This is a genomic window from Enterobacter cloacae complex sp. CARB60, assembly GCF_036487345.1.
GTDB classification, from domain to species: domain Bacteria; phylum Pseudomonadota; class Gammaproteobacteria; order Enterobacterales; family Enterobacteriaceae; genus Enterobacter; species Enterobacter asburiae_D.
On the sequence record NZ_JAZKLC010000002.1, the window covers coordinates 4,337,269 to 4,362,280 of the forward strand.

The 25,012-nt window shown below is 55.2% G+C and carries 26 protein-coding genes; 7 read left to right on the forward strand and 19 right to left on the reverse strand.

Going from position 1 to position 25,012, the window contains the following annotated elements; genetic code table 11:
• Nucleotides 1-54: 54 nt before the first annotated feature.
• From V4835_RS21890 to soxR, 4 genes are all read right to left on the reverse strand, one after another.
• The gene (locus V4835_RS21890) at nucleotides 55-1,701 is read right to left on the reverse strand and encodes a Na+/H+ antiporter (protein ID WP_063144976.1); all 1,647 of its coding nucleotides are present in this window, start codon (nucleotides 1,699-1,701) and stop codon (nucleotides 55-57) included.
• Between the two features lie 150 nt (nucleotides 1,702-1,851).
• On the reverse strand, nucleotides 1,852-3,201 hold the full coding sequence (gene ghxP / locus V4835_RS21895) for a guanine/hypoxanthine transporter GhxP (RefSeq protein ID WP_331413712.1): 1,350 nt from the start codon (nucleotides 3,199-3,201) through the stop codon (nucleotides 1,852-1,854).
• A 294-nt stretch (nucleotides 3,202-3,495) separates the two neighbouring features.
• Nucleotides 3,496-4,167, reverse strand: a complete 672-nt coding sequence (locus V4835_RS21900; protein WP_331413713.1) for a glutathione S-transferase family protein — start codon at nucleotides 4,165-4,167, stop codon at nucleotides 3,496-3,498.
• Nucleotides 4,168-4,544: 377 nt separating this feature from the next.
• Nucleotides 4,545-5,003: a redox-sensitive transcriptional activator SoxR gene (gene soxR, locus V4835_RS21905; RefSeq protein ID WP_023331806.1), complete on the reverse strand. Its 459-nt coding sequence runs from the start codon at nucleotides 5,001-5,003 to the stop codon at nucleotides 4,545-4,547.
• A 98-nt stretch (nucleotides 5,004-5,101) separates the two neighbouring features.
• Here soxR and soxS point away from each other — a divergent pair, with 98 nt between their 5' ends.
• Nucleotides 5,102-5,428 (forward strand): superoxide response transcriptional regulator SoxS, encoded by a 327-nt coding sequence (gene soxS, locus V4835_RS21910; protein WP_013095071.1) that lies wholly within the window; start codon nucleotides 5,102-5,104, stop codon nucleotides 5,426-5,428.
• A 6-nt stretch (nucleotides 5,429-5,434) separates the two neighbouring features.
• Here the strand turns inward: soxS and V4835_RS21915 are convergent, their stop codons facing one another.
• Entirely contained in the window at nucleotides 5,435-7,000 is a 1,566-nt protein-coding gene (locus V4835_RS21915) for an EAL domain-containing protein (protein ID WP_331413714.1), read from the reverse strand.
• Between the two features lie 644 nt (nucleotides 7,001-7,644).
• Between V4835_RS21915 and V4835_RS21920 the strand changes: the two genes are divergently transcribed.
• Nucleotides 7,645-7,926 (forward strand): YjcB family protein, encoded by a 282-nt coding sequence (locus V4835_RS21920; protein WP_008503385.1) that lies wholly within the window; start codon nucleotides 7,645-7,647, stop codon nucleotides 7,924-7,926.
• 62 nt (nucleotides 7,927-7,988) lie between these two features.
• On the opposite strand, the gene ssb1 is transcribed toward V4835_RS21920, so the two are convergent.
• The gene (ssb1, locus tag V4835_RS21925) at nucleotides 7,989-8,519 is read right to left on the reverse strand and encodes a single-stranded DNA-binding protein SSB1 (protein WP_023310055.1); all 531 of its coding nucleotides are present in this window, start codon (nucleotides 8,517-8,519) and stop codon (nucleotides 7,989-7,991) included.
• A 251-nt stretch (nucleotides 8,520-8,770) separates the two neighbouring features.
• On the opposite strand from ssb1, the gene uvrA reads away from it, so the two are divergent.
• Nucleotides 8,771-11,593 carry an excinuclease ABC subunit UvrA gene (gene uvrA / locus V4835_RS21930; RefSeq protein ID WP_063144980.1) on the forward strand — a complete coding sequence of 941 codons (2,823 nt, stop codon included), beginning with the start codon at nucleotides 8,771-8,773 and terminating at the stop codon, nucleotides 11,591-11,593.
• Between the two features lie 3 nt (nucleotides 11,594-11,596).
• Here uvrA and V4835_RS21935 read toward each other — a convergent pair whose 3' ends face one another.
• The 8 genes from V4835_RS21935 to dnaB form a co-directional block, all read right to left on the reverse strand.
• Nucleotides 11,597-11,950 carry an MmcQ/YjbR family DNA-binding protein gene (locus tag V4835_RS21935; protein WP_023310053.1) on the reverse strand — a complete coding sequence of 118 codons (354 nt, stop codon included), beginning with the start codon at nucleotides 11,948-11,950 and terminating at the stop codon, nucleotides 11,597-11,599.
• A gap of 2 nt (nucleotides 11,951-11,952) precedes the next feature.
• Nucleotides 11,953-12,369: a secondary thiamine-phosphate synthase enzyme YjbQ gene (locus V4835_RS21940; protein WP_331413717.1), complete on the reverse strand. Its 417-nt coding sequence runs from the start codon at nucleotides 12,367-12,369 to the stop codon at nucleotides 11,953-11,955.
• A 113-nt stretch (nucleotides 12,370-12,482) separates the two neighbouring features.
• On the reverse strand, nucleotides 12,483-13,196 hold the full coding sequence (gene aphA / locus V4835_RS21945) for an acid phosphatase AphA (RefSeq protein WP_059347291.1): 714 nt from the start codon (nucleotides 13,194-13,196) through the stop codon (nucleotides 12,483-12,485).
• Nucleotides 13,197-13,464: 268 nt separating this feature from the next.
• Nucleotides 13,465-14,658 carry an aromatic amino acid transaminase gene (gene tyrB, locus V4835_RS21950; protein WP_331413718.1) on the reverse strand — a complete coding sequence of 398 codons (1,194 nt, stop codon included), beginning with the start codon at nucleotides 14,656-14,658 and terminating at the stop codon, nucleotides 13,465-13,467.
• Between the two features lie 75 nt (nucleotides 14,659-14,733).
• Complete coding sequence (locus V4835_RS21955; protein ID WP_331413719.1) at nucleotides 14,734-15,744, reverse strand: AAA family ATPase; 1,011 nt, start codon at nucleotides 15,742-15,744, stop codon at nucleotides 14,734-14,736.
• The gene (gene pnuC, locus V4835_RS21960; protein WP_331413720.1) at nucleotides 15,741-16,298 is read right to left on the reverse strand and encodes a nicotinamide riboside transporter PnuC; all 558 of its coding nucleotides are present in this window, start codon (nucleotides 16,296-16,298) and stop codon (nucleotides 15,741-15,743) included. Before pnuC ends, V4835_RS21955 begins: the two co-directional genes overlap by 4 nt.
• A gap of 22 nt (nucleotides 16,299-16,320) precedes the next feature.
• Entirely contained in the window at nucleotides 16,321-17,400 is a 1,080-nt protein-coding gene (gene alr, locus V4835_RS21965; protein ID WP_331413721.1) for an alanine racemase, read from the reverse strand.
• 16 nt (nucleotides 17,401-17,416) lie between these two features.
• Nucleotides 17,417-18,829, reverse strand: a complete 1,413-nt coding sequence (gene dnaB / locus V4835_RS21970) for a replicative DNA helicase (protein WP_023310046.1) — start codon at nucleotides 18,827-18,829, stop codon at nucleotides 17,417-17,419.
• Between the two features lie 66 nt (nucleotides 18,830-18,895).
• On the opposite strand from dnaB, the gene V4835_RS21975 reads away from it, so the two are divergent.
• Complete coding sequence (locus tag V4835_RS21975; protein WP_331413722.1) at nucleotides 18,896-19,879, forward strand: quinone oxidoreductase; 984 nt, start codon at nucleotides 18,896-18,898, stop codon at nucleotides 19,877-19,879.
• A 184-nt stretch (nucleotides 19,880-20,063) separates the two neighbouring features.
• On the opposite strand, the gene pspG is transcribed toward V4835_RS21975, so the two are convergent.
• Nucleotides 20,064-20,306 (reverse strand): envelope stress response protein PspG, encoded by a 243-nt coding sequence (gene pspG, locus V4835_RS21980; RefSeq protein WP_023310044.1) that lies wholly within the window; start codon nucleotides 20,304-20,306, stop codon nucleotides 20,064-20,066.
• A gap of 136 nt (nucleotides 20,307-20,442) precedes the next feature.
• Nucleotides 20,443-21,438 (reverse strand): tRNA dihydrouridine(20/20a) synthase DusA, encoded by a 996-nt coding sequence (gene dusA, locus V4835_RS21985; RefSeq protein WP_331413723.1) that lies wholly within the window; start codon nucleotides 21,436-21,438, stop codon nucleotides 20,443-20,445.
• Between the two features lie 147 nt (nucleotides 21,439-21,585).
• On the opposite strand from dusA, the gene V4835_RS21990 reads away from it, so the two are divergent.
• Together V4835_RS21990 and V4835_RS21995 are read left to right on the forward strand one after the other, a co-directional pair.
• Nucleotides 21,586-21,849 carry a type II toxin-antitoxin system HicA family toxin gene (locus V4835_RS21990; protein ID WP_072163882.1) on the forward strand — a complete coding sequence of 88 codons (264 nt, stop codon included), beginning with the start codon at nucleotides 21,586-21,588 and terminating at the stop codon, nucleotides 21,847-21,849.
• Nucleotides 21,846-22,181 (forward strand): type II toxin-antitoxin system HicB family antitoxin, encoded by a 336-nt coding sequence (locus tag V4835_RS21995; RefSeq protein ID WP_331413725.1) that lies wholly within the window; start codon nucleotides 21,846-21,848, stop codon nucleotides 22,179-22,181. Before V4835_RS21990 ends, V4835_RS21995 begins: the two co-directional genes overlap by 4 nt.
• A gap of 34 nt (nucleotides 22,182-22,215) precedes the next feature.
• On the opposite strand, the gene V4835_RS22000 is transcribed toward V4835_RS21995, so the two are convergent.
• Complete coding sequence (locus tag V4835_RS22000) at nucleotides 22,216-23,463, reverse strand: conjugal transfer protein TraF (protein WP_331413726.1); 1,248 nt, start codon at nucleotides 23,461-23,463, stop codon at nucleotides 22,216-22,218.
• 172 nt (nucleotides 23,464-23,635) lie between these two features.
• Nucleotides 23,636-24,124 (reverse strand): cupin domain-containing protein, encoded by a 489-nt coding sequence (locus V4835_RS22005; RefSeq protein ID WP_331413728.1) that lies wholly within the window; start codon nucleotides 24,122-24,124, stop codon nucleotides 23,636-23,638.
• Nucleotides 24,125-24,239: 115 nt separating this feature from the next.
• Here V4835_RS22005 and zur point away from each other — a divergent pair, with 115 nt between their 5' ends.
• Nucleotides 24,240-24,752 carry a zinc uptake transcriptional repressor Zur gene (gene zur / locus V4835_RS22010; protein WP_025757832.1) on the forward strand — a complete coding sequence of 171 codons (513 nt, stop codon included), beginning with the start codon at nucleotides 24,240-24,242 and terminating at the stop codon, nucleotides 24,750-24,752.
• Nucleotides 24,753-24,796: 44 nt separating this feature from the next.
• On the opposite strand, the gene V4835_RS22015 is transcribed toward zur, so the two are convergent.
• Nucleotides 24,797-25,006, reverse strand: a complete 210-nt coding sequence (locus V4835_RS22015; RefSeq protein WP_024906712.1) for a CsbD family protein — start codon at nucleotides 25,004-25,006, stop codon at nucleotides 24,797-24,799.
• Between the last annotated feature and the right edge of the window lie 6 nt (nucleotides 25,007-25,012).

The window sequence follows — 25,012 nt, forward strand, 5'->3', positions numbered from 1 at the left end:
GAACCGATCGAGCACGTAGGCCCGGTAAGCGCAGCGCCACCGGGCAAAACAGCGCTACTGATTCTCTATCAACAACGCTTCCAGCAGGTCCAGATCGTGCAGCAGCTTTTGCAGCGTTTCGTTGCTGATCTGCCGCGTGGCGCGCAGGTGATACAGCTCGGCACGCTCGGAGCGCAGCGCCGCCAGGCGGAACCGGCGCTCCAGGTTCTCTTCCTGCAGCGAGCTTTCCACGTCGTTACGCCCGTCCGCGCGGCGGCGCAGGTTACCAATCACGCGGGAACTCACTTCCGTAAGCAGCTGGTTATCGATGTTCTCTTCCGCATCCGCAGCCAGACGCTCTTCCATTTTCTGAATCGCGACAATTGCCACCTCGGCGGTAGCCGCCCTGGCAATACGCTCCTCTTTATGCTGCTGGGTCGAATCACCGGCATCAATATGCTGGAGTAAAATCGGCAGCATAATCACGCCGACAAACAGGGAGAACAGAATCACGCCCGCCGCCAGGAAGACCAGCTCGTAGCGCGCCGGGAAGACGTCGCCCGTAGGCAGCAGCAGCGGAATGGAGAGCACACCGGCAAGGGTGATCGCCCCGCGGACGCCCGCAAAAGAGGCGATCAGCAGTTCACGCGTTGTCCACGAGCCGAACTCCATCGGCTTTTTCTTCAGGAAACGTGCGCTGAAGTTTTTCATCGTCCACAGCCAGCCGAAACGCACCAGCATCAGCGCCAGGTAGATCAGCACGATATCGGTAAACAGCATCCAGACCTCAACGTTCGGGTCGGCTTCGGCCGCCACCAGCGAGGATTCCAGAATGCCCGGGAGCTGCAGGCCCAACAGCAGGAACACCATGCCGTTAAAGACAAATTCCAGCATGGCCCAGGTGCTGTTGGCACGCAGACGCATGGCCAGCGGCGCGCGGCGCATTACGCCGGAACGGGTGATGGTCATCCCTGCCGCCACCGCTGCCAGAATGCCCGACACGCCGATATGTTCGGCAATCAGATAAGAGGCAAACGGCAGCAGGAACAGCAGTACGATCTGCGTAGCGGGTTCATCGCCGCCCCAGCGGCTGAGGAAGCGCAATGAGCGGCCGTACAGCCAGCTCACCACGAAGCCGGCGAGAATACCGCCAATCGCCACCTTGAAGAACTCCAGCGTCGCGCCGCCGACGGTAAAGACCATCGTGCCCATCGCAACGGCCACGGCAAACTTCAGGGCGACCAGGCCGGAGGCGTCATTCATCAGCGCCTCACCCTGTAAAATCCCCATGATTTTCTTCGGAATACGGCCTTCACCCACGATGCCGGACAGCGCCACGGCATCGGTTGGCGACAGCACGGCGGCCAGCGCAAAAGCCGGTATTAATGGAATACCCGGTACCGCCCAGTAGATCAGAAAACCAATCCCGACCACGGTGACCACCACCAGCGCCAGCGCCAGGCCGAAGATCTCGCGCCCGTGCTCAAGGAATTCCCGCGTGGGCGTTTTCCAGCCATCGGCAAACAGCAGCGGCGGGATAAACAGCACGAGGAACAGTTCGGGGTCAAATTCCACGTGCAGGCCAAACGTCGGCCACGCCAGCAGCGCGCCGATGGCAATTTGCATTAATGGCAGGGGGACCTGAAAGGGCAGTACGCGTGTAACCACCCCGGATAGTGAGACCACAAGGGTCATGATGAGTATTGTGAAGAAGATTTCCATGCGTTCCCTGTTTGCTGTGTTGCTTATGTACTCCGGAAGGCGTCGTGCCTTTTATTCTATCTTCACCAGAGTAACGCAAAAGGCAACAGGATGAGTCCTGAAAATAAAAACGGGCGGCCAGAGCCACCCGTTTTCGCATCAAAGGACAACTTAGATTGCCCAGCCGCCCGCGTAGAACGCCACCAGCGCAACGGCGATAATCACGGTGCCGATATTCAGCTTGCGCCATTCACCGGAAACCAGACGACCAATCACCAGCGACGCGAAGCCGATCATAATGCCGGTCACGATGTTACAGGTCAGCACGATGAAGACCGCGGTAATCAGGCCAGACATGGCGTCCACGAAGTCCGCAAAGTCGATTTTCGCCACGTTGCTCAGCATCAGCAGGCCAACGTACATCAGCGCCGGTGCGGTCGCATACGCCGGAACCAGATAGGAGAGCGGAGAGAGGAACAGGATCAGCATGAACAGCACGCCGACGGTGATCGCCGTCAGGCCGGTTTTACCGCCTGCCGCCGTACCCGCTGCGGATTCGATGTACACCGCCGCAGGCGCCGCGCCCACCAGGCCAGAGAAGACGCTGCTCAGGGAGTCAGTGGTCAGCGCTTTGCCGCCATCAATAATCTGACCGTCTTTATCCAGCAGGTTCGCCTGACCGGCCACCGCACGAATGGTGCCGGTCGCGTCAAACACGGCGGTCATCACCAGCGCCAGCACGCTTGGCAGGATCACCGGGTTCAGCGCGCCAACGATATCCAGGCTGCCAATCAGGGAGTTGCCTTTGTCATCGCTCAGCGACGGCATGGCGAAGATACCGGAGAAGTGTACGGTTGGATCGAAAAGCAGGCCGACAACGGAAACACCGATAATGGTCAGCAGAATGCCGCCCGGGACCTTCAGTTTTTCCAGACCGATAATCACCGCCAGGCCGATCAGCGACATAATCACCGGGAAGCTGGCGAAGTGGCCCAGCGCCACCGGCAGACCGTCCAGCGGGTTCTTGATGACCAGACCGACGCCGTTGGCGGCGATCAGCAACAGGAACAGGCCGATGCCGATACCGGTGCCGTGCGCCACGCCCTGCGGCAGGTTGCGCAAAATCCAGCTACGGATGCCGGTCGCTGAAATCACGGTAAACAGCACGCCCATCAGGAACACGGCACCCAGCGCAACCGGTACGCTGATGTGCTGACCCAGCACCAGGCTGAATGCGGTAAACGCGGTCAGAGAGATAGCGCAACCAATCGCCAGCGGCAGGTTCGCCCACAGGCCCATCACGATGGAGCCCACACCGGCCACAAGGCAGGTCGCCACAAAGACAGCCGCTGGCGGGAAGCCTGCTTTACCCAGCATGCCCGGCACAACGATGACGGAATACACCATCGCCAGAAACGTTGTCAAACCGGCAACGATCTCCTGGCGCACGGTGCTGCCGCGAGCCGAAATTTTAAACATGGCGTCAAGTGAACCGCCAGTACGCGCAGATGGCGTAGACATAGAAAACATCCCCTGAGAGTTTTTTAGGAAGTCCGTAAGCGAGGTGGAGACGCCACTGCCAGCTAGACGTCAAATCCTTGTGTTGCGTTTGTGACGAAAGGGCGCCACAAAAAAAGCAAACGTTTAGCTCCGCGCTTACAAACGGGTGGTCAAATTAAGGCAAACGATTATCTAGCGTAATCCCCGCCCTTTTCAACTGAACTTTCTCGTTTTTCGCTAAAATTCACTTATGACGCTGAAGAAATAAACAGAGTATGCGCAAACGTTATCGTCTATGCGCAATTTGTTTACATTTCAATCCTCACCCGGGATAGATAACGGCCCACCCTGTTGCAGCGTTTTTTGCCAGCCAGGGCTGTTCTCAACCTTTGTCTTCCATGCCTGAATATGCGGCAGATTAGCGATACCGCCGCGCGCCAGCAGCGCAAAGATCGGAAAGCTCATCTGAATATCGGCCATGCTGAGCGAATCCCCGGCAAACCAGCTGTTTTCAGCAAGATGTGACTCAATAAAGCGCGCATGGGTTTCCAGCTGACGGTTGAGATACGCTTTCTGCACCCCCTGCCCCAGCGCTTTACCCAGAGTTCTGATACCAAACGGCACCGGCGGCTTGCCGAGGCTGTTGAAGACCAGCTTCATTAACAGCAGCGGCATCAGCGATCCTTCGGCGTAATGCAGCCAGAAGCGGTACTGCACCTTATGCGCCGGATCTAAAGGCTTAAGGCGTGACTCGGGATCGTACGTTTCCTGGAGATACTCCAGAATGGCGCCGGACTCGGCCAGAATCAGCCCATTGTCTTCGATGACCGGTGATTTACCCAACGGATGCACCTTTTTGAGCGCCTCCGGTGCCAGCATGTTCTTTTCACGCTGGTAGTGAACGATCTCATAAGGCAGGTCGAGTTCTTCCAGCGCCCAAATCACGCGGTGCGAGCGTGACTGGTTAAGGTGGTGTACCGTGAGCATGGTTTTCTCCTGTTATTCATACTTTTTAACTATAGAAAATTGAACAACACCGCGAAAAAAATTCGTCTAAAAAACGGTCAGACAGGCTGGCGAAAAAACGGGTCTTGCATAGAATTAAAGTGTCAGCACAATCCGGAACCTCACCAACCAGCTCGACACGAGGGGTACTGACGTCGGGGGAAACCCTCCCGTGAACCAGCGGGATAGAGTGAAAGACAAAGACCGGGAAAAACTAAAGCGCCCTTATGTGGCGCTTTAGTTCTTTATGTACTCGAGGGGTTTTGCCGGGTGGCGGCTGCGCCTTACCCGGCCTACATTTTACGGTCTGGTAGGCCGGGTAAGCGAAGCGCCACCCGGCGAATGGGCTACACGCACGCTCAATCCTCTTCCAGCAGCCGCGCCCCCGTCCCCTGCTCGCCCAGCCTGTCGCCGGGGTTACGCAACGGACAATCGCTACGCGACAGGCAGCCGCAGCCGATACAGCCATCCAGCTCGTCACGCAGGGCGACCAGCGTATGAATACGCCTGTCCAGCTCTTCACGCCACTGGGACGACAGCTCTTTCCACTCTTTCGGGCTCAGCGTGTGACCTTCCGGCAGCACGCCAAACGCCTCGCCGATCGTGGCCAGGGGAATTCCGATTCGTTGCGCAATTTTGATAATCGCCACGTAGCGGAGCACGTCGCGGGTATAGCGACGCTGGTTGCCGCCGTTACGGATACTCTTGATTAACCCTTTGCTTTCATAGAAGTGGAGCGCCGATACCGCAACGCCGCTTCGCTTTGCCACTTCACCGGGGGTTAACAGCGCTTTAATTCGCGGCAATCTCTTTTCCATAAAACCTCTTTACCTCAAGTTAACTTGAGGAATTATACTCCCCCGCAGAGAAAACGACGAATTAACCGAGATAGTTGTATCTACAGAGGGGCAACCTTATGTCGCATCAGCAGATTATTCAGACACTTATTGAATGGATTGATGAACATATCGACCAACCGTTGAACATTGATGTGGTCGCTAAAAAGTCGGGCTATTCAAAATGGTATTTACAGAGAATGTTCCGCACGGTCATGCATCAGACGCTGGGGGAGTACATTCGCCAGCGCAGGCTGCTGCTGGCGGCTCAGGCGCTACGCTCAACGCAGCGGCCCATTTTTGATATCGCGATGGATCTTGGCTATGTATCGCAACAAACCTTTTCCCGCGTGTTTCGCCGCGAGTTTGACCGCACGCCGAGCGACTATCGCCACCAGTTGAATTGATCACCCTCAGTGCAAAGGCTGCTGCTGCCAGGTCATAAATTCCTGGGGCGGCATCGCTTTCGCGAAGTGCCATCCCTGACAAAACTGGACGCCGCGCTTCAACAGCCAGCTTACCTGCTCTGCCGTCTCTACCCCTTCCGCAATGGTTTTCAGCCGCAGGCTTTGCGCCATCTCGATAATATGCTCGGCGATCAGGTGGCTGGTGCTGTTGGTCGTTAGGGTATCGATAAACGATTTATCGATTTTCAGAATATCCACGTTCAGCGAGTAGAGGTTGTGCAGGTTCGAATAACCGGTTCCGAAATCATCGATCGCGACTTCATATCCCGCCTGACGGAAAGCCTGAATCACCGGCGTGGTTTTTGGCACATCAATAAAACCGCGTTCCGTCACTTCTATTTTGATTTGCTGCGCACGGACGGCGTAGTGGTGAGCCTTATCCGAAATCATGGCGATCAGCCGCGAGGAGTGGAAATCCGTGGCCGACAGGTTAATCGAAATATAGAGATGCGGATGCTCGGCGAGGAAATGGCCCAGATCGTTGAACACTTCCTCAACGACATAGTCCGTAATCCGCTCGCTCATTCCCTCATTTTCCGCCAGCGGAATAAACTCAGCCGGGCTCATCACCTGCCCGTTAAAACCAGGCCAGCGTAACAACGCCTCCGCGCCCACGCACTGGTTATTCTTGATATCAATAATCGGCTGATAGTGCACGCAAAGCTGTCTTTTGTTCAGCGCCCGGTGCAGTAAGCGCCCCGGTGAATTGAGCTCACGATGGGTACGGGACCATACCAGCAAAATAATAATGCTGCAGATCATGCCCAGCGGCAGCGTCAACGTCGCCTGGTGATAAAGCGTTTCATAAAAGCGTTTATTCGATGTCGACACAATGGCCGCAATAGGTCTTTTGGGGGATGTTACGATCGTATAAAAGCGGTTATCTTTTTGAAATACTGATTCCTTATCCCGAATCATCGAATTTAATAAAGAAACATTGGCTTTCTGGCTGACGGAAAAGAAAGCATTGGTTACCGTGTCGTACACGCCCCAGGAGAGAGAATGATCCGCGGACATGACTTCGCTGTATGAAAGCGGGTTGACGACCACCACATAATTTCCGCGCTGCATATATGTCATTTTATAGCCAGTATAAAATGGGGTATCGCGATAATAATAGATAGCGACGTCAGGTTTACGCGTGTAATTAGCGACAGGGATGGCGTAAGGGTGATCCGGTGTAAAAACGGTCGAACAAAGAAAATTCTGACCTTCAGCGTAAATTAAATCGGCGACAAACAGGCGGCCACGAACAACGTTCAGCATATATTGACGATGTCCCGGCGTGCAAAGCTCACCTCGATATTTTTCAGCCTCGTCCCGGGCCAGATCAACCTGTTGAATAACCAGTTCTGTTTTGTCTAAAGCCAGTTCAGCAAATGTGCGTAGCTGGGCGCTTGTTTCAGACACGGCTCGTAGCTGGGCAAACCATAGCGCAAGCATCACCGGTAGCATAACTACCATGATGATCCCTACCACCCTGAGCATTTTGCGCCGCGCGCTACGATTCATTTCCCGCCCTATATCCCTGCATGTTGTACGCCTGTAGTAATGAAGGCCGGATGCTTTGTTAAACAGGTGATTACGTTGCATGAATCATGCGAAGTTAGCAACTGACTTTTAGTATTAAAAATCTTAAATTTCGTTATGACGATAATATTTTTCCGTAAGCTAAACTATAAGTATTCGTTCCGTTTCAATTAAGGAAAATAATTATCCAGCCCGCAATGGCGGTGGGAAGATAACACAACAGGCGATTGTTGATTAAGCCAAACGTCTGACAGCATGAAAAAAGTACAGCTTCATCATGACGTTTTATGCTATTTGCTCTGGGGCATTGTGTTCGTTGATTTATAAATAATCAGTCTGTGCCTCAATATTTTCAGGATCGCCTGAGAATAACCCTCTCTTATAAAAACCGAATTTGCGGTCTCCCCACCTGCCCGAAGGGCGTTTCCGCCGCGCTGTGGGTCCGTCCCCTCATGCGCCGAAGGCAGAACCAGCCTGCACTCTCGCCTTTCCGAAGGAATAAAATTCTCTTTTTTGCTGGCACAGATGCTGGCGAATAAATCAACAAATGTGATATAGTTCACACATATTTTGTAACGAGAAACACTGTTTCAGTCAGTTCGTCTGTTTTGTAGAGGATGGGTTCTATGGCAACCATTACTACCAGCATGGTTCTCCTGCGCTGGCCTTTGTTGAGTGCGGTACTGATGTTTTTAGCCAGCACGCTGAACATTCAGTTTCGTAAATCTGACTATGCGGGTCTTGCTGTCATCAGCACCCTGCTGGGGCTGGGAGCTGCCTGCTGGTTTGCAACGGGTCTGCTTGGCATCACCCTGCTGGATATCGCCGCCGTCTGGGAAAATATTAAAGTGGTGATGGTTGAGGCGATGAGCCACACGCCGCCAGACTGGCCGATGGTGATTACCTGATCCCTTACGGAATAAAAAAACCCAGACGATGGTCTGGGTTTTTTGTTTTAAGTACCTGGAAATCAGAACGGAATGTCGTCGTCGAAATCCATTGGCGGTTCGTTAGACGGCGCCGGAGCAGACTGCTGCTGCGGACGAGACTGTGCGCCACCGCTGAACTGGTTGCCGCCCTGCGGCTGCTGAGGCTGACCCCAACCGCCCTGCTGCTGGCTCTGACCGCCACCTGCTGGTGCACCACCGCCCTGACGGCCACCCAGCATCTGCATGGTACCGCCCACGTTAACCACGACTTCAGTGGTGTACTTCTCAGCACCGGACTGATCGGTCCATTTGCGGGTACGCAGCTGGCCTTCGATATAGACCTGAGAACCTTTACGCAGATACTCACCGGCCACTTCTGCCAGTTTGCCAAACAGCACTACGCGGTGCCATTCGGTCTGCTCTTTCATCTCACCGGTCGCTTTATCACGCCAGGATTCGGAAGTAGCCAGCGTAATGTTGGCAACTGCGCCACCACTCGGCATGTAGCGTACTTCCGGGTCCTGGCCCAGATTACCGACGAGAATCACCTTGTTTACGCCTCTGCTGGCCATGTTCGTGTCTCCTGAATACGTTTCTTAATAGTGTAAACGCGCGAGTGTACCATTTCCAGACGCCACTTTGATAGTTGCGTAGCATCTTCCAGAGTTCGCGCGCGAACGGAACATTGTTACACAGCCAATCAGAAAATGCATTCCAATACTGTATATTCAAACAGGTCAAATTGTGTCATAATTAGCCGTTTCTGACAGCCGTTTGTCCTTCAAACAAATCAGGCAATCCGTGTTCCAACCGGGAAAGGTGAATGGATAAGATCGAAGTTCGGGGCGCCCGCACCCACAATCTCAAGAATATCAACCTCATAATCCCTCGCGACAAACTCATTGTCGTGACCGGGCTTTCGGGGTCTGGCAAATCCTCACTGGCTTTCGACACTTTGTATGCCGAAGGACAGCGTCGTTACGTTGAATCACTCTCTGCGTACGCGCGTCAGTTCCTGTCGCTGATGGAAAAACCGGATGTCGACCATATTGAAGGGTTGTCCCCTGCTATCTCTATTGAGCAGAAGTCCACCTCGCATAACCCGCGTTCAACGGTCGGTACCATTACCGAAATTCACGACTACCTGCGTCTGCTGTATGCCCGCGTGGGCGAGCCGCGCTGCCCGGACCATGACGTCCCGCTGGCGGCCCAGACCGTAAGCCAGATGGTGGATAACGTGCTGTCGCAGCCGGAAGGCAAACGCCTGATGCTGCTGGCGCCGATCATTAAAGAGCGAAAAGGCGAACACACCAAAACGCTGGAAAACCTGGCAAGCCAGGGCTATATCCGCGCCCGTATTGACGGCGAAGTGTGTGACCTGTCCGATCCCCCCAAGCTGGAGCTGCAGAAGAAGCACACCATCGAAGTGGTGATTGACCGCTTTAAGGTGCGTGACGATCTCGCCACGCGTCTGGCGGAATCCTTTGAAACCGCGCTGGAGCTCTCCGGCGGCACGGCCGTGGTCTCCGACATGGATGACCCAAAAGCGGAAGAGCTGCTCTTCTCCGCCAACTTTGCCTGCCCGATTTGCGGCTACAGTATGCGCGAGCTTGAACCGCGCCTGTTCTCCTTTAACAACCCAGCGGGTGCCTGCCCGACGTGTGACGGCCTGGGCGTTCAACAATATTTCGACCCGGACCGCGTCATTCAGAACCCGGAGCTGTCGCTGGCGGGCGGTGCCATTCGCGGCTGGGACAAGCGTAACTTCTACTACTTCCAGATGCTGAAATCGCTGGCAGAGCACTACAAGTTCGACGTTGAAGCCCCGTGGGCCAGCCTGAGCGCGAACGTGCACAAAGTGATCCTGTTCGGTTCCGGCAAAGAGAACATCGAGTTCAAGTACATGAACGATCGCGGCGATACCTCCGTGCGTCGCCACCCGTTCGAAGGGGTGCTGCACAACATGGAGCGCCGCTACAAAGAGACCGAATCCAGCGCGGTGCGCGAGGAGCTGGCGAAGTTCATCAGCAACCGCTCCTGCGCCACCTGTGAGGGCACGCGTCTGCGCCGCGAAGCGCGCCACGTGTTTGTTGAAAACACCGCGCTGCCGACCATCTCAGACATGAGCATCGGCCACGCGATGGACTTTTTCAACAACCTGAAGCTCTCCGGCCAGCGCGCGAAAATCGCCGAAAAAGTGCTGAAAGAGATTGGCGATCGCCTGAAGTTCCTGGTGAACGTCGGCCTGAACTACCTGACGCTTTCACGCTCGGCGGAAACGCTCTCCGGCGGTGAGGCCCAGCGTATCCGTCTGGCGAGCCAGATTGGCGCGGGCTTAGTCGGCGTAATGTACGTGCTGGATGAGCCGTCTATCGGCCTGCACCAGCGCGACAACGAGCGTCTGCTCGGGACGCTGGTCCACCTGCGCAACCTCGGCAACACGGTGATCGTGGTCGAGCACGACGAAGATGCGATCCGCGCGGCTGACCACGTCATCGACATTGGCCCAGGCGCTGGCGTACACGGCGGCCAGGTGGTCGCGGAAGGCACGCTGAAGGACATCATGGCGGTGCCCGAGTCGCTGACCGGCCAGTTCATGAGCGGCAAGCGCAAGATTGAAGTGCCGAAACAGCGCGTCGCGGCAGATCCTGAAAAAGTGCTGAAGCTGACCGGCGCGCGCGGCAACAACCTGAAAGACGTCACCCTGACGCTGCCGGTTGGCCTGTTTACCTGTATCACCGGCGTGTCCGGTTCCGGTAAATCGACGCTGATCAACGATACGCTGTTCCCGATTGCGCAGACGGCGCTGAACGGCGCGACGCTGGCCGAGCCTGCACCGTACCGCGACATTCAGGGGCTGGAGCATTTCGATAAGGTTATCGACATTGACCAGAGCCCGATTGGCCGTACCCCGCGCTCTAACCCGGCGACCTATACCGGCGTCTTCACGCCAGTACGTGAACTCTTCGCGGGCGTGCCGGAATCACGCTCGCGCGGGTATACGCCGGGACGTTTCAGCTTTAACGTGCGCGGCGGTCGCTGCGAAGCGTGCCAGGGCGATGGCGTGATCAAGGTTGAGATGCACTTCCTGCCGGATATCTACGTGCCGTGCGACCAGTGCAAAGGCAAGCGCTATAACCGCGAAACGCTGGAGATTAAGTACAAAGGCAAGACCATCCACGAAGTGCTGGATATGACCATCGAAGAGGCGCGCGAGTTCTTTGACGCCGTCCCTGCGCTGGCGCGTAAGCTGCAGACGCTAATGGACGTCGGCCTGACCTACATTCGTCTGGGACAGTCTGCCACCACGCTGTCCGGCGGCGAAGCGCAGCGCGTGAAGCTGGCGCGTGAGCTGTCAAAACGCGGCACCGGTCAAACGCTCTACATTCTGGACGAGCCGACCACCGGCCTGCACTTTGCCGACATCCAGCAGCTGCTCGAGGTGCTGCATCAGCTGCGCGATCAGGGCAACACTATCGTGGTCATCGAACATAACCTGGACGTGATTAAAACCGCGGACTGGATTGTCGATCTCGGCCCGGAAGGCGGCAGCGGCGGCGGTGAAATTCTCGTCTCCGGTACGCCAGAGACCGTTGCAGAGTGCGAAGCCTCGCACACCGCGCGCTTCCTTAAACCGTTGCTGTAATTGTCACACGGAGAGTTGCTGTCGGGTGGTTTCCGGCAGCAGCTCAACCGCCTGCTGATAGGACGCGTCCACCAGGTAGTAAATCTGCGAGCCTGGAATCGATCCGTCCAGATAAACGGTGCTCCAGTGCGCCTTATTGAGGTGCTTGCTCGGCCTCACGTCATCATGCTGCTGGCGTAGCAAATCCGCCAGTTCAGGGCTGGTTTTCAGCGACGCCGCCGGACGGCCCTCCACCTCTTTCACCATCGCAAACAGCACATCACCCACCTTAATCTGCGTGGCTTTCCAGTCGCTGTGGACGCTCTGCTCCGCGCCGGGCTTGCTCATGCAGTACTGAAGTATCTCCGAAATTGTCATCTTTATTCCCCTTGTAGCGTGGCGATAATTTTACGCGAACCACCGTGAATGCGATGCTCTCCCAGCCAGATCCCCTGCCACGTTCCCAACATCAGCCGCCCGTTGTGAACCGGCAGCATCAGCGATACGCCCAGCAGAGAGGATTTAATATGCGAAGGCATGTCGTCTGCCCCCTCATAGTCATGCTCATAAGGCGCGTTGTCCGGGACGCTCTTCAGAAAATGGTGCTCCATGTCGGACCGGACGGTGGGATCGCAATTTTCATTAAGCGTGAGAGAGGCGGACGTGTGCTGAAGCAGCAGATGCAGCAAACCCGTTCTGACGCGCGACAGGTCGCGGAGTTGCCCGATGACTTCATCCGTCACCAGGTGAAATCCGCGTGGTTTTGCGCTTAAGGTCAGAGTCTGTTGGTACCACATGTGCTGCTCCGTGATGAAAGATGAATCTTTCTAAGTGTGCAGCAAGAAGACGAAAGGTAAAACCCGCAGCAGCGAGATTTGATTAAAAAAGAGTCAAACCCGCTGCCGAGTACTTAATATTCCGAATTGACGATCACCTCTTCGCCAAACTTTCCGGCCATCGGCAGCGGTCGATACGTGGAGTTAGAGGCCCGTAATACCCTGATCCCTCTGGCACCCACGTCATGCGCGGCGGTAATGTCGTTATCTGAATCGCCGTAGAATACTTTGATATTTTTCTTTTCCAGCCACTGGGTTTTGGTGTTTTGCCCTTCTTTGTCACCGGCAAAAATTACCGGATTCATGCTGGTCGCCGGGATCTGGAAATCATCCTGCAGCGTTTTAGAGACGGTTTCCGTTTTGGTCTGACTGCGGCCGGTCACGAAATAAATGCTGTCACCGCGCTTCACGTGCATGGCAATAAGCGCACGGGCAACCTCTTTCGGGATGCTAAATTCGTCCCAGCCGTTATTCATTTTTTCCCAGAATTCCGGGTTCTTCAGATACGCTTCGCTGTCTGGTGAATACGTTTTCTTCCCGCGCCAGAAGCCGGGGCTTGAGAACAGCACGGTATCGTCAATGTCGAAGCCCACGGCCATTGGCGCACGGCCCATCAGGCTGTTTTCGATTTGGGCTACGGAAACCCAGTGAATGGGCGCCTGCTCGGCGAGAATGGCGGCGGTGGTGCCGGTATAAAGCGGCGTCGGGGCAGAAGCTCGCGCGACGACGGCGCTATTAAGCGAGAACAATAAGCAGGCGGCGCTGAGCGCCAGTGTGATCTTGCGCATATTTTCCCCTGAATATTCAGTTTGTTATCGTTTTAATTTGAGCGGATGGTCAAAAAACTATCCGACCATAACGCCAGCGGGGGGTGAAGGGAAGGAGTTTTTGCTTATGAAGCTGAATAAAAAGAAGACGATCACAAAGCGCAGAAGAAACGTGTAGGCCCGGTAAGCGAAGCGCCACCGGGCAATGATTGGCACCGGCGCAAACAAAAAAGCCGGGTGGCGGCTGCGCCTTACCCGGCCTACATATAGCATGCAAGTAAGTGAATACTTACATCACAGCTGCAAACGCCTGCGCCACGCGATGAACGTTGCTGGCATTTAGACCCGCCACGCACATACGGCCGCTGGCGATCAGGTAGACGCCGAACTCTTCGCGCAGGCGATCGACCTGTGCCGCACTCAGTCCGGTATAGCTGAACATCCCGCGCTGCTTGAGCAGATAGTCGAAGTTATGTCCCGGCACGGCCTCTTTCAGGACGTTAACCAGCTCCTGACGCATCGACAGTATGCGCTTACGCATGGATTCCACTTCGGCAAGCCAGTTGGCTTTCAGCTGTGCATCACCCAGAACCGTGGCCACCACCTGCGCGCCAAAATTTGGCGGGCTGGAGTAGATGCGGCGCACCGTCGCCTTCAGCTGGCCCAGCACGCGGCCGGCAGCTTCGGCGTCTTCACACACCACGGACAGACCGCCAACGCGTTCACCGTACAGGGAGAAGATTTTAGAGAAGGAGTTGCTGACCAAAACAGGCAGCCCGGCGCTGGCCACGGCGCGAATGGCGTATGCATCTTCTTCCATGCCCGCGCCAAAGCCCTGGTAGGCAATGTCGAGGAACGGGATCAGATTACGCGCCTTCAGTACCTCAATCACCGCATCCCACTGGGCATTGGTGAGATCCGCCCCGGTCGGGTTATGGCAGCACGGATGCAGCAGGACAATGCTGCGCTCCGGCAGGGTGTTCAGTTTTTCCAGCAGCGCTTCAACGCGCACGCCGTTAGTTTCGCTGTCGAACCACGGATAGGTCGCCACCTTAAAGCCAGCGCCCTCAAAGATCGCAACGTGGTTTTCCCACGTTGGGTCACTCACCCACACGCCTGAATCCGGGAAGTATTTTTTCAGGAAGTCTGCACCTACTTTCAGCGCACCCGAGCCGCCCAGCGTCTGGATGGTCGCCACACGTTTTTGCGCGAGCACCGCGTGATCGGCGCCAAACAGCAGAGGCGCAATAGTGCTGCGGTAGCTATTTAACCCTTCCATCGGCAGATAGAGCGATGCGCCGTGTGGAGCAGCGTTCAGACGCGCTTCGGCTTCGGCAACGGCTTTCAACTGAGGAATAATGCCATCCTCGTTGTAATACAAACCGATGCTCAGGTTCACTTTGTCGCTGCGAGGATCTTCTTTAAAACGCTCCATTAAGGAGAGGATAGGGTCGCCGGCATAGGCGTCAACTTTCTGAAACACGCGATGAGTCTCCGGAATTCGATGAGGCAGGGATTTCAACAATAAACCGGAAGTGGAAGAAGGTCGAGAGCGATATCAGCCCGACCACGGGATATGTTGGCAAATTTGATCGATGCGCTCAGACAGAGAACCCCGCACGCGCAAAAAGGGGATCTTTCGCTGTGTTAGCTCAGCTTCATACCATACCTGCTGTCGACGGCGAAACGCCTCGCCTTGCCGGGTGCCATCCTGCACAAAAGGAAATTCATCGCCGCAGAGTACGACCAGAGCGTAGTCTCGTTCGGCTAACGCCATGAGTTCCTGCGGCGCGCTGCCAAACCGATCGAGCGTATAGAACAGGGTGGTTAAAGGTGAGGTATCACATACCAGGTAAGGAGCGGTGCAGGCTAATTCCTCTCTGCGCACCTGCTCCCGGGCAATATGCAGCAGATCGTCCTTCTCCAGTACGCCGTTCTTCGCCTCCCAGTGTTCACGGCCAAACTCTGCAACGTACGGAACGTTCAAGGTCTGCGAGAGGGTCTGGGAAAGCGTGCTTTTTCCCGTCGATTCGCCGCCTAATAAGCAGATACGAAAAACAAAGCTGCGATAAACCTCAGGAGACATCATCTGACGGTAACGGTAAACATCAGAGCGTATGCGTGTTCCTGACGGGGCTTCCGGCCCCTGTGGACGCTGAAGACGTATGTGTGTAACCGGCTGCCTGAAACGCTGGCTCAACACCGCGGCAAAGCCGTCACCGTAGTCTTCGGCGGTAAATACCGCCCGTGGCTGACAATGCAGAACATCTTCACATAGCGTGGCAACGTAATGACGATGCAGATCGGCGTCAGCGTCGTTCGGTGGGGGCGGAGCAATATCGTACGACGCCATCACCTGCGGAGAAAGCACAAGATGGCGGCATTGCGGGAAGCGCATCTTTAGCCAGTTAAGCCGTTTTTCAGGTTCATAACCGCGTATTTCCGGCACCGAATAGCTAATGACAAAGACCGTCTCGCACTGCTCAAGAGCCGCATTGATAAGCGCTTCATGACCTGAATGCAAAGGTGCGAATTTGCCCACAACCAGGCCGCTGGCATAACGCTTCATTGCGCGCGGATCTCCTTACGCCACTGATACAGTCCATGCCATGCATTAAACCAAAACAGCAGATATAACCCGGCGGTCAGATGCAGGTCCCTCATCGCATACAGCGGTACCGCCAGCGTGTTAACGGCGATCCAGACGTACCAGTTTTCCAGACGTCGCCCCATCAACATAAACTGAGCAAGAACGCTGAATGTCAAAATGATGGAGTCCAGCCAGGGAGCCCAGGCATTGGTGTAGAGATGCAATATCAGTCCGTACACCGCCGCCACGCTCATGGCACAGGCCAGGAGAATAAAAAAATGCCCCGGTCTGGTACGCCGAACGGGCAATACGTCCCCGCTATTGCCTTTAAGCCAGTGCAGCCAACCGGTTATACTCGTGATAATGAAGAAGAATTGAAGCGTAACGTCAGCGTAAAGCTGCACTGAATAAAAGACCCATGCGTAAAGCCCGCAGCCTATGATGCCAATCCACCACGTATGGATGTTGTTTCTGGCGGCCAGCCAGACGGAGAGCGCATAGGCAATACAAGCAGCGATTTCTGAAGGGGACATTATCCTTCCCTGGAATGAAATGTTAGTCGATGTATTTCATCGCTACCCTTGACGTCAGGCGCGTGATAAGTTCGTAAGCGCTCACTTTCGTGATTTCAGCAATGCGCTCAACGGGCAGCCCCTCACCCCACATCACCACATCGTCGCCCGCTTTATCCTGCGCGTCAGGCCCGAGGTCAACGCAAATCATGTCCATCGCCACGCGGCCAACAATCTTCACCTCGCGACCGTTGACCAGAACCGGCGTACCCGACGGTGCGGCGCGCGGATATCCGTCACCATAGCCCATCGCCACCACGCCGAGACGGGTATCACGCTCGCTGATCCATGTGCCGCCGTAGCCCACCGGCTCACCCGCTTTATGGTCACGTACGGCAATCAGGTTAGAGACCAGCGACATGACCGGCTGGAAGCCAAAGTCCGGCCCCCAGGGTTTGTTCTCCAGCGGCGACACGCCGTAGAGAATGATGCCAGGACGCGCCCAGTCGAAATGGGACTGTGGCCACAGCAGAATACCGCCGGATGCCGCAATCGAGCGCATCCCCGGCTTGCCTTCGCAGAAGGTATTAAAGATATCCAGCTGCCGCTCGGTCGCACCGCACTCGGGCTCATCGGCACGGGCGAAGTGGCTAACAATATTCACCGGCTGGCGCACGTTTTTGCACCGGCATAAACGCTGATAAAACGCTTCCGCGCTCTCCGGACGCACGCCCAGACGGTGCATGCCCGTATCGAGCTTCATCCATACGGTCACCGGCTCGCTCAGCTCGGCGGTTTCAAGTGCGGCGAGCTGTTCTTCGTTGTGTACTGCCGTGTGAAGATGCTGGTCAGCGATGGTCGGCAAATCTGTGGCTTCGAAAAAGCCTTCGAGAAGCAGAATGGGTTGAGTAATGCCGCCCGCGCGCAGGCGGAGGGCTTCTTCAAGACGGGCGACGCCAAAGGCGTCGGCATCGGGGAGCGTTCGCGCGGTCTCCAGAAGACCGTGTCCGTAAGCGTTCGCTTTCACGACTGCAACGAGCTTGCTGGCAGGCGCCAGTTCACGCAGACGTTGCAGGTTGTGTCGCAGAGCGCGGCGGTTAATAACAACAGTTGCCGCTTGCATTTGAATTCCTTAGAAATTACTCATCATCATATTGAGGACCGGCATAGTTGTCGAAACGCGACCACTGTCCGTTAAAGGTCAGACGCACCGTCCCGATCGGGCCGTTACGTTGTTTACCAATAATAATTTCGGCGATCCCTTTCAGGTCGCTGTTCTCGTGATAAACCTCATCACGGTAGATAAACATGATTAAGTCGGCATCCTGCTCGATGGAGCCGGATTCACGCAGGTCGGAGTTGACCGGACGCTTGTCGGCACGTTGTTCCAGGGAGCGGTTAAGCTGCGACAGCGCAACGACCGGTACGTGCAGCTCTTTGGCTAACGCCTTGAGCGAGCGGGAAATCTCTGCAATTTCCAGCGTACGGTTGTCGGAGAGCGACGGGACGCGCATCAGCTGAAGGTAGTCGATCATGATAAGACCGATACCGCCGTGTTCACGGGCGATACGGCGCGCGCGGGAACGAACCTCCGTCGGCGTCAGGCCGGAGGAGTCATCAATATAGATGTTACGTTTTTCCAGCAAAATGCCCATGGTGCCGGAGATGCGCGCCCAGTCTTCATCATCGAGCTGGCCGGTACGAATGCGGGTCTGATCCACACGCGACAGCGACGCCAGAGAACGCATCATAATCTGCTCGGAGGGCATCTCAAGACTGAAGATAAGCACCGGCTTATCCTGCAACATCGCCGCGTTTTCGACGAGGTTCATCGCAAATGTGGTTTTACCCATCGACGGACGCGCGGCGACGATGATCAAATCCGACGGCTGCAGGCCGGCGGTTTTCTTGTTCAAATCGTCATAGCCGGTGTTCACGCCGGTGACGCCATCGTGCGGCTGCTGGAACAGCTGTTCGATACGGGCAACGGTGGCGTCGAGGACATCGGCGATGTTTTTTGGGCCTTCGTCTTTATTGGCGCGGCTTTCGGCGATTTTAAAGACGCGGGACTCAGCAAGGTCGAGCAGGTCTTCGCTGGTGCGGCCCTGCGGATCAAAACCGGCTTCGGCGATCTCGTTCGCCACCGAGATCATCTCGCGAACGACTGCACGTTCGCGCACGATATCAGCGTAAGCGCTGATGTTCGCCGCACTAGGCGTGTTTTTTGACAGCTCCGCCAGATAGGCAAACCCACCGCAGCTGTCGAGTTGACCAAGACGCTCCAGCGATTCCGCGAGCGTGATCAGGTCGATCGGGCTGCCCGACTCCTGCAGACGCGCCATTTCGGTAAAGATGTGGCGGTGCGGGCGGGTGTAGAAATCTTCCGCCACGACGCGCTCGGCGACGTCGTCCCAGCGTTCGTTATCCAGCATTAAACCGCCCAACACCGACTGTTCCGCTTCAATCGAGTGCGGCGGGACTTTTAACCCTGCGACCTGGAAATCACGCTCGCGAGGTTCAGTCTGTTTGTTGAAGGGTTTGTTTCCTGCCATAGTGAATGGAGTTACCGAGATAAAGAGTGGGTCGAAAGATTACCATATTTTTCTTACGGAGGGAGCATGGCAACGCGCATTGAATTCCAGAAACACGGTGGGCCAGACGTACTGAAAGCGGTGGAGTTCACCCCTGCCGCACCTGGCGAAAACGAAGTGCAGGTTGAAAACAAAGCCATCGGCATAAACTACATCGACACCTATATTCGCGGCGGTCTTTACCCGCCTCCGTCAATGCCGAGCGGCCTGGGCACCGAGGCAGCCGGTGTCGTCGTCAAAGTGGGCTGCGCAGTTAAGCATATTAAAGAGGGCGACCGCGTGGTGTATGCGCAGTCCGCGCTGGGCGCTTACAGCTCCGTTCACAACGTTCCGGCGGATAAAGCCGCCCTGCTGCCTAACGCCATCTCCTTTGAGCAGGCGGCAGCCTCGTTCCTGAAAGGTTTGACCGTTTACTATCTGCTGCGCAAAACCTATGAAATTAAACCCGACGAGCAGTTCCTGTTTCATGCTGCGGCGGGTGGCGTCGGGCTTATCGCCTGTCAGTGGGCAAAAGCGCTGGGCGCGAAGCTGATCGGCACCGTCGGAAATGCACAAAAAGCGCAGCGCGCGCTGCAGGCGGGCGCCTGGCAGGTGATTAACTACCGTGAAGAGAGCATTGTTGAACGGCTGAAAGAGATCACTAACGGCAAAAAAGTGCGCGTGGTGTATGACTCGGTAGGGAAAGACACCTGGGAAGCGTCGCTGGACTGCCTGCAGCGTCGCGGTCTGATGGTAAGCTTCGGGAATGCGTCAGGCGCGGTAACCGGCGTTAACCTGGGCATTCTGAACCAGAAAGGTTCTCTGTACGTGACTCGCCCTTCCCTGCAAGGATACATCACCAACCGGGAAGAACTTGAGGAAGCCAGCAACGAGCTGTTCTCGCTGATCGCCAGCGGCGTCATCAAAGTGGATGTGGCAGAGGCGCAGAAATTCGCGCTGACCGATGCGCAGCGCGCGCATGAGGTGCTGGAGAGTCGGGCGACGCAGGGGTCGAGTTTGTTGATTCCCTGAGCCCTAAAAAGAAATTGGGCTTCCCGTGGGAAGCCCTTTCTTTTTTTAGTTCGGCTGTATGTAGGGTACAGCTCGATGAATTCTTTAACGGCAGTCATAGTGACAGATTCGATAAGTAAATCCTATTCTGTTCTAAGCCCTGCCGCCGGAAAAGTTACAAGTATGTGACGAACCCCTCAATACCTTAGTAACGGAAGCGGTTATTGCGCTGATAACTGGGCACTTTTGGCGCTTTAATCGCCCGAATCACCCACACGACCGCAATGGCCAGCAGTAGCCACGGCAGCAGTTTTATCGTCAGGGCAAACAGTCCACCGATAAACATGACCACCGTCGCCACCACGATAGCCGCCAGAATGCCGAGCAGCGAAACGCCTGTCGCTAACAGCATGACAAAAAATCCAATCACAAAAAGTAGTTCCAGCATGGTGCTCTCCCACGAGTTCCCGAGTAATGCAGTAAGCATTACAAGAATCATGCCAGTATTAACCTGTTGTTATTAAAGCAAAACGCCCCGCGAGCGTTCGCAGGGCGTGGTGAATTTGACGAACTTTTAGCGAAAGTTATCGCTTGTCTGCCACCAGTCGCAGCGCATGTTCCAGCACCTCGATATCTGCACCGGCTTTATGCGCATTCTCGCTCAGGTAGCGACGCCACTGACGCGCGCCCGGAATACCCTGAAACAGGCCAAGCATATGGCGGGTGATATGGCCGAGATAGGTGCCATTGCTCAACTCGCGCTCAATGTAAGGGTACATCGCACGCACGACGGCAACCGGATCGGTGTCTGCGCCTTCGATGCCAAAAATTTCGCGATCGACCGTCGCCAGAATGCCCGGGTTCTGATACGCCTCGCGCCCGACCATTACGCCATCCATATGCGCCAGATGCGCTTTGGCCTCTTCCAGCGACTTGATGCCGCCGTTGATGGACATCGTCAGGTGCGGGAAGTCACGCTTCAGCTGATACACGCGCGGATAGTCCAGCGGCGGGATCTCACGGTTCTCTTTCGGGCTGAGGCCGGAGAGCCAGGCTTTTCGCGCGTGGATGATGAACATCTCGCACTCGCCTTTCCCGGATACCGTATTGATGAAGTCGCACAGGAATTCGTAGCTGTCCTGGTCGTCAATGCCGATACGGGTTTTGACCGTGACCGGAATGGAGACCACATCGCGCATCGCCTTGATGCAGTCCGCCACAAGCTGCGCGTTCCCCATCAAACATGCGCCAAACATGCCGTTTTGCACGCGGTCGGACGGGCAGCCAACGTTAAGGTTGATCTCGTCGTAGCCGCGCGCTTCTGCCAGCTTCGCGCACTGCGCCAGCGCGGCCGGATCGCTGCCGCCCAGCTGCAGGGCAACCGGATGCTCTTCTTCGCTATAGGCCAGATAGTCGCCCTTACCGTGAATAATTGCCCCGGTGGTCACCATTTCGGTGTACAGCAGCGTATGGCGGGAGAGCTGGCGCAGGAAATAGCGGCAGTGTCTGTCCGTCCAGTCGAGCATCGGCGCAATGGAGAAACGGTGTGCAGGGAAAGCGGTCTGTAATTCTGACGACATGGCGAAGTTTTAAGCATCTGGTGGAAAAGGGGCGCTACTATAGCACAGGCTCAAAAAGGATACGATCCGGCTTGATGTGATATCAAAAAGTGATATCATTTACTCCAACTTTGGCGGGGAAGAAAATTAAAATGGAATCTATCAACTATGAAAACATTGAACGCCCGCCACCAAAAAACATTGCAGTTGATTTTCTCTGTGCCAACGCCCAGTTCTCTGGAATGGCGCAGAATTGAAGCGCTTTTTATCGCATTGGGTGCGAAAGCCTCAGAAGGCAACGGCTCAAGGGTAAGATTCGAAATCAATGGAGTTGTGGCTTCGTTTCATCGTCCTCATCCGGATAAAGAAGCGAAGGTTTATCAGGTTCGCGACGCAATGGCTTTTCTCATCGCAACAGGGGTGTCTCCATGATTAACACTATGACTTATAAAGGCTATGCCGCAAAAATAGATTACAGCGACGAAGATCTGTGCTTCGTTGGGCATGTTGCTGGCATAAGAGATGTTATCGGTTTTCATGCTGATAACGTCGCTGCCCTGCGTAAAGCGTTTGAAGAAGCAGTTGATGATTATCTGGCTTATTGTGCTGAGCAGGGCCGAGAGCCTCTGCGACCAGCTAGCGGAAAAATCAGTTTGCGCATCTCGCCAGAAGTCCATTCAGCGATCAACATTGCCGCTGAAGTTTCAGGTAAAAGCGTGAATCAATGGATCAACGATACGCTGGCTAAAGCAGCACGCGGATAAGTGTAAAGGGCACCAGCAAGGGTGCCCTTTGTATTTAGAACGTCATACTCAGTTGCGCCCCTGCACCCCAGGTTTCTTCTTCACCGTACAGACCCATCAGGTCAACATGAACGGTACTGAACGGCGCGAAGCCAACACCGCCGGTAAAGACATTGCTGTCGTTACCCTTCACGTCCGCGCGATAACCCGCACGCACGGCCAGCCAGCTGAGCGGCGTAACCTCGGCACCGACGCCAACGTACTGCGACGTATCTTCGCTCTTGAAGCCTTTGGTTTCCGTCAAATCGCCATCGGCGGTCAACGTCACCAGATCGTTGTGCCAGGCGGCACCGGCGGTCACTACAGGACTGATTTGATAAGTATCACGCACGCCATCCACTTTCTTCGTGTCGATATCCCGGGAAAAGAGATTTTGTCCGGTTAGACCAACGGTCCAGTTATCACCAAAGTCAGCAGCAAGACCGGCGTCAACGTTAAAGCCGGTATCATCATTACGATAGCGACTACTATTGATATCGCCGCTGTCGAAGTTGTAGATGGAGACCGTATAGTTATAGAGCCAGGTTTTCTGCAGCTTAGGCGTGATACCGACAGAAACCGGTACGCCGCTAATGTCAAACTGACGCGCCACCGCCACACCATAGTCCGACACGATCGCCGCGCGACCAAAACCTTTTGACTTCAAATCATTCGGATTTACCGCTAACGCGGTGGCTGGAACGGCTTCAATACCGCGCAATGTGTCAATATCGCCCTGATCGATATAAGAACTCACGCGTGCGCGCGCATTCGCTTTTGCGACGAATGCTACGGATAACACGTCATTAGGAATGCTGACGGCAATCCCGGCACCCGCTTTACCGCTGGCGGTTTTTCCTTTCAGAGAATCCAGTTGATTAGCAAGATCGCCAGCGGCGGCTGAGACGTTCCGGGAGGCCGGACTCGCGGGATTGAGGAGATCGAAAAGATTAATATTATCCAGCGTGCTGCGATATTTGCTGACATCGTCGCTGATATCATCAATCTTATCGCGCAGATTGTCCTTATCCGAAATTTGAGCGCCAATTGACGGCAGAATAACCGTGACATCATCATCCGGCTTTGCCTTTGCCAGCAGCGCCGGGTTTATCAATACTGCACTGCCATAGCTCCCAGCCGCAACGCCGGTTCCACCCATTGCGTCACTGCGCGCTTCTGTCCAGGTATTGGCTGCTCCCGCCTGATTTGCCATAAACAAGGAAACAGCGATGCTAACCACCGAAAATTTAAAAATTTTTTTCACAGTATGCCCGTTATAGTCTGTTATGAAATAACCCCTGTCTGTTATCACCCAAACAGGAACGAACTATTGCTGTGAATAAGTAGTAAAAGACCCGCTATTTCTATCCCTAAGTAAAACTCCCTTACGGCCTGTTATATTTTGTGACGGCCCTCAATATTTATAGAAGAGGAAATTATTTTTTCCCAGGTTTTCCATCATGCGGTCCAAAAAACTGGGGTGGGTGGTCTACCCAGCGATCCTCACGGGTAGCGGCATACACCGGATTGAGGGGATAGTAGATGCGATTGTGCTTCTTGTTGGCCTCGCCTACGACCAGCAACCGCACCTCTTCCTCCGTGTTGTTGATAAAGGTGTGGCAGATACCGGTTCCGGCAGGGAACCCCACGCTGTCGCCCGGTTCAAGTTTCCATAAATAGCCATTAATCCACGCCTCTGGATAACCTTCGAGCACGTAAATGAACTCTTCTTCATCGCTTTCCGCGTGCGGATAGGACGTCCTGCGCCCGGGCGGTAAACGCTCATGATGGATACCAATGCGCCCGAGCCCAAGCCTGCGAGCCAACGGGGCGCCGATAGAAAAAAGCTCATCGCTATCTGGATAGGTCGAATCATCCGCACCTTCAACGTCGCGCCAGTGCCGAATACAGTCAGGTCTTTTCATTGTTTATTTCCCGGTTTGTAATGGGTCAGGTATAGCACAGACTGGTGGATCTCGGTGTTTTTACCAGAACATGATAAAGTGGGGGTTTTCCGTCCTATAACATCCGGGGTGCTAAATGGATAAGTCCACAAAAGAGCTGTTAGCGCAGGCCGAAAAGCTGTGCGCCCAACGCAATGTGCGCCTGACTCCGCAGCGCCTTGAAGTCTTACGTCTGATGAGCCTGCAGCAGGGTGCTATCAGCGCCTACGATCTGCTCGACCTGCTCCGTGAAAGCGAGCCGCAGGCGAAGCCACCGACGGTGTATCGCGCCCTGGATTTCCTGCTTGAACAAGGGTTCGTGCATAAGGTTGAGTCCACCAACAGCTATGTGCTGTGCCATCTGTTTGATCAGCCCACCCACACATCGGCGATGTTTATCTGTGACCGCTGCGGCGTGGTGAAAGAAGAGGGTGCGGAAGGCGTGGAAGATATTATGCATACGCTGGCGGCGAAAATGGGTTTTGCCCTGCGCCATAACGTGATTGAAGCGCACGGGCTGTGCTCTGCCTGCGTGGAAGTGGAAGCCTGTCGTCATCAGGACGCGTGCCAGCACGACCACTCAATTCTTGTGAAGAAAAAGCCGCGTTAACGGCAAAAAAGGCGGCTTAGAGCCGCCCTGTGGGTTATTCAGCGTTACCAGCGGTAGTCGTTACGGGTTTCCCAGTCTTTGACTTCGTTTTCCGCCTGATCTTTCGCGTAACCGTAACGTTCCTGAATTTTACCGACAAGCTGATCGCGTTTACCTTCAATGACGGTCATATCGTCATCAGTCAGCTTACCCCACTTTTCTTTCGCTTTACCTTTGAACTGCTTCCAGTTGCCGCCGATTTCGTCTTTATTCATCATCGT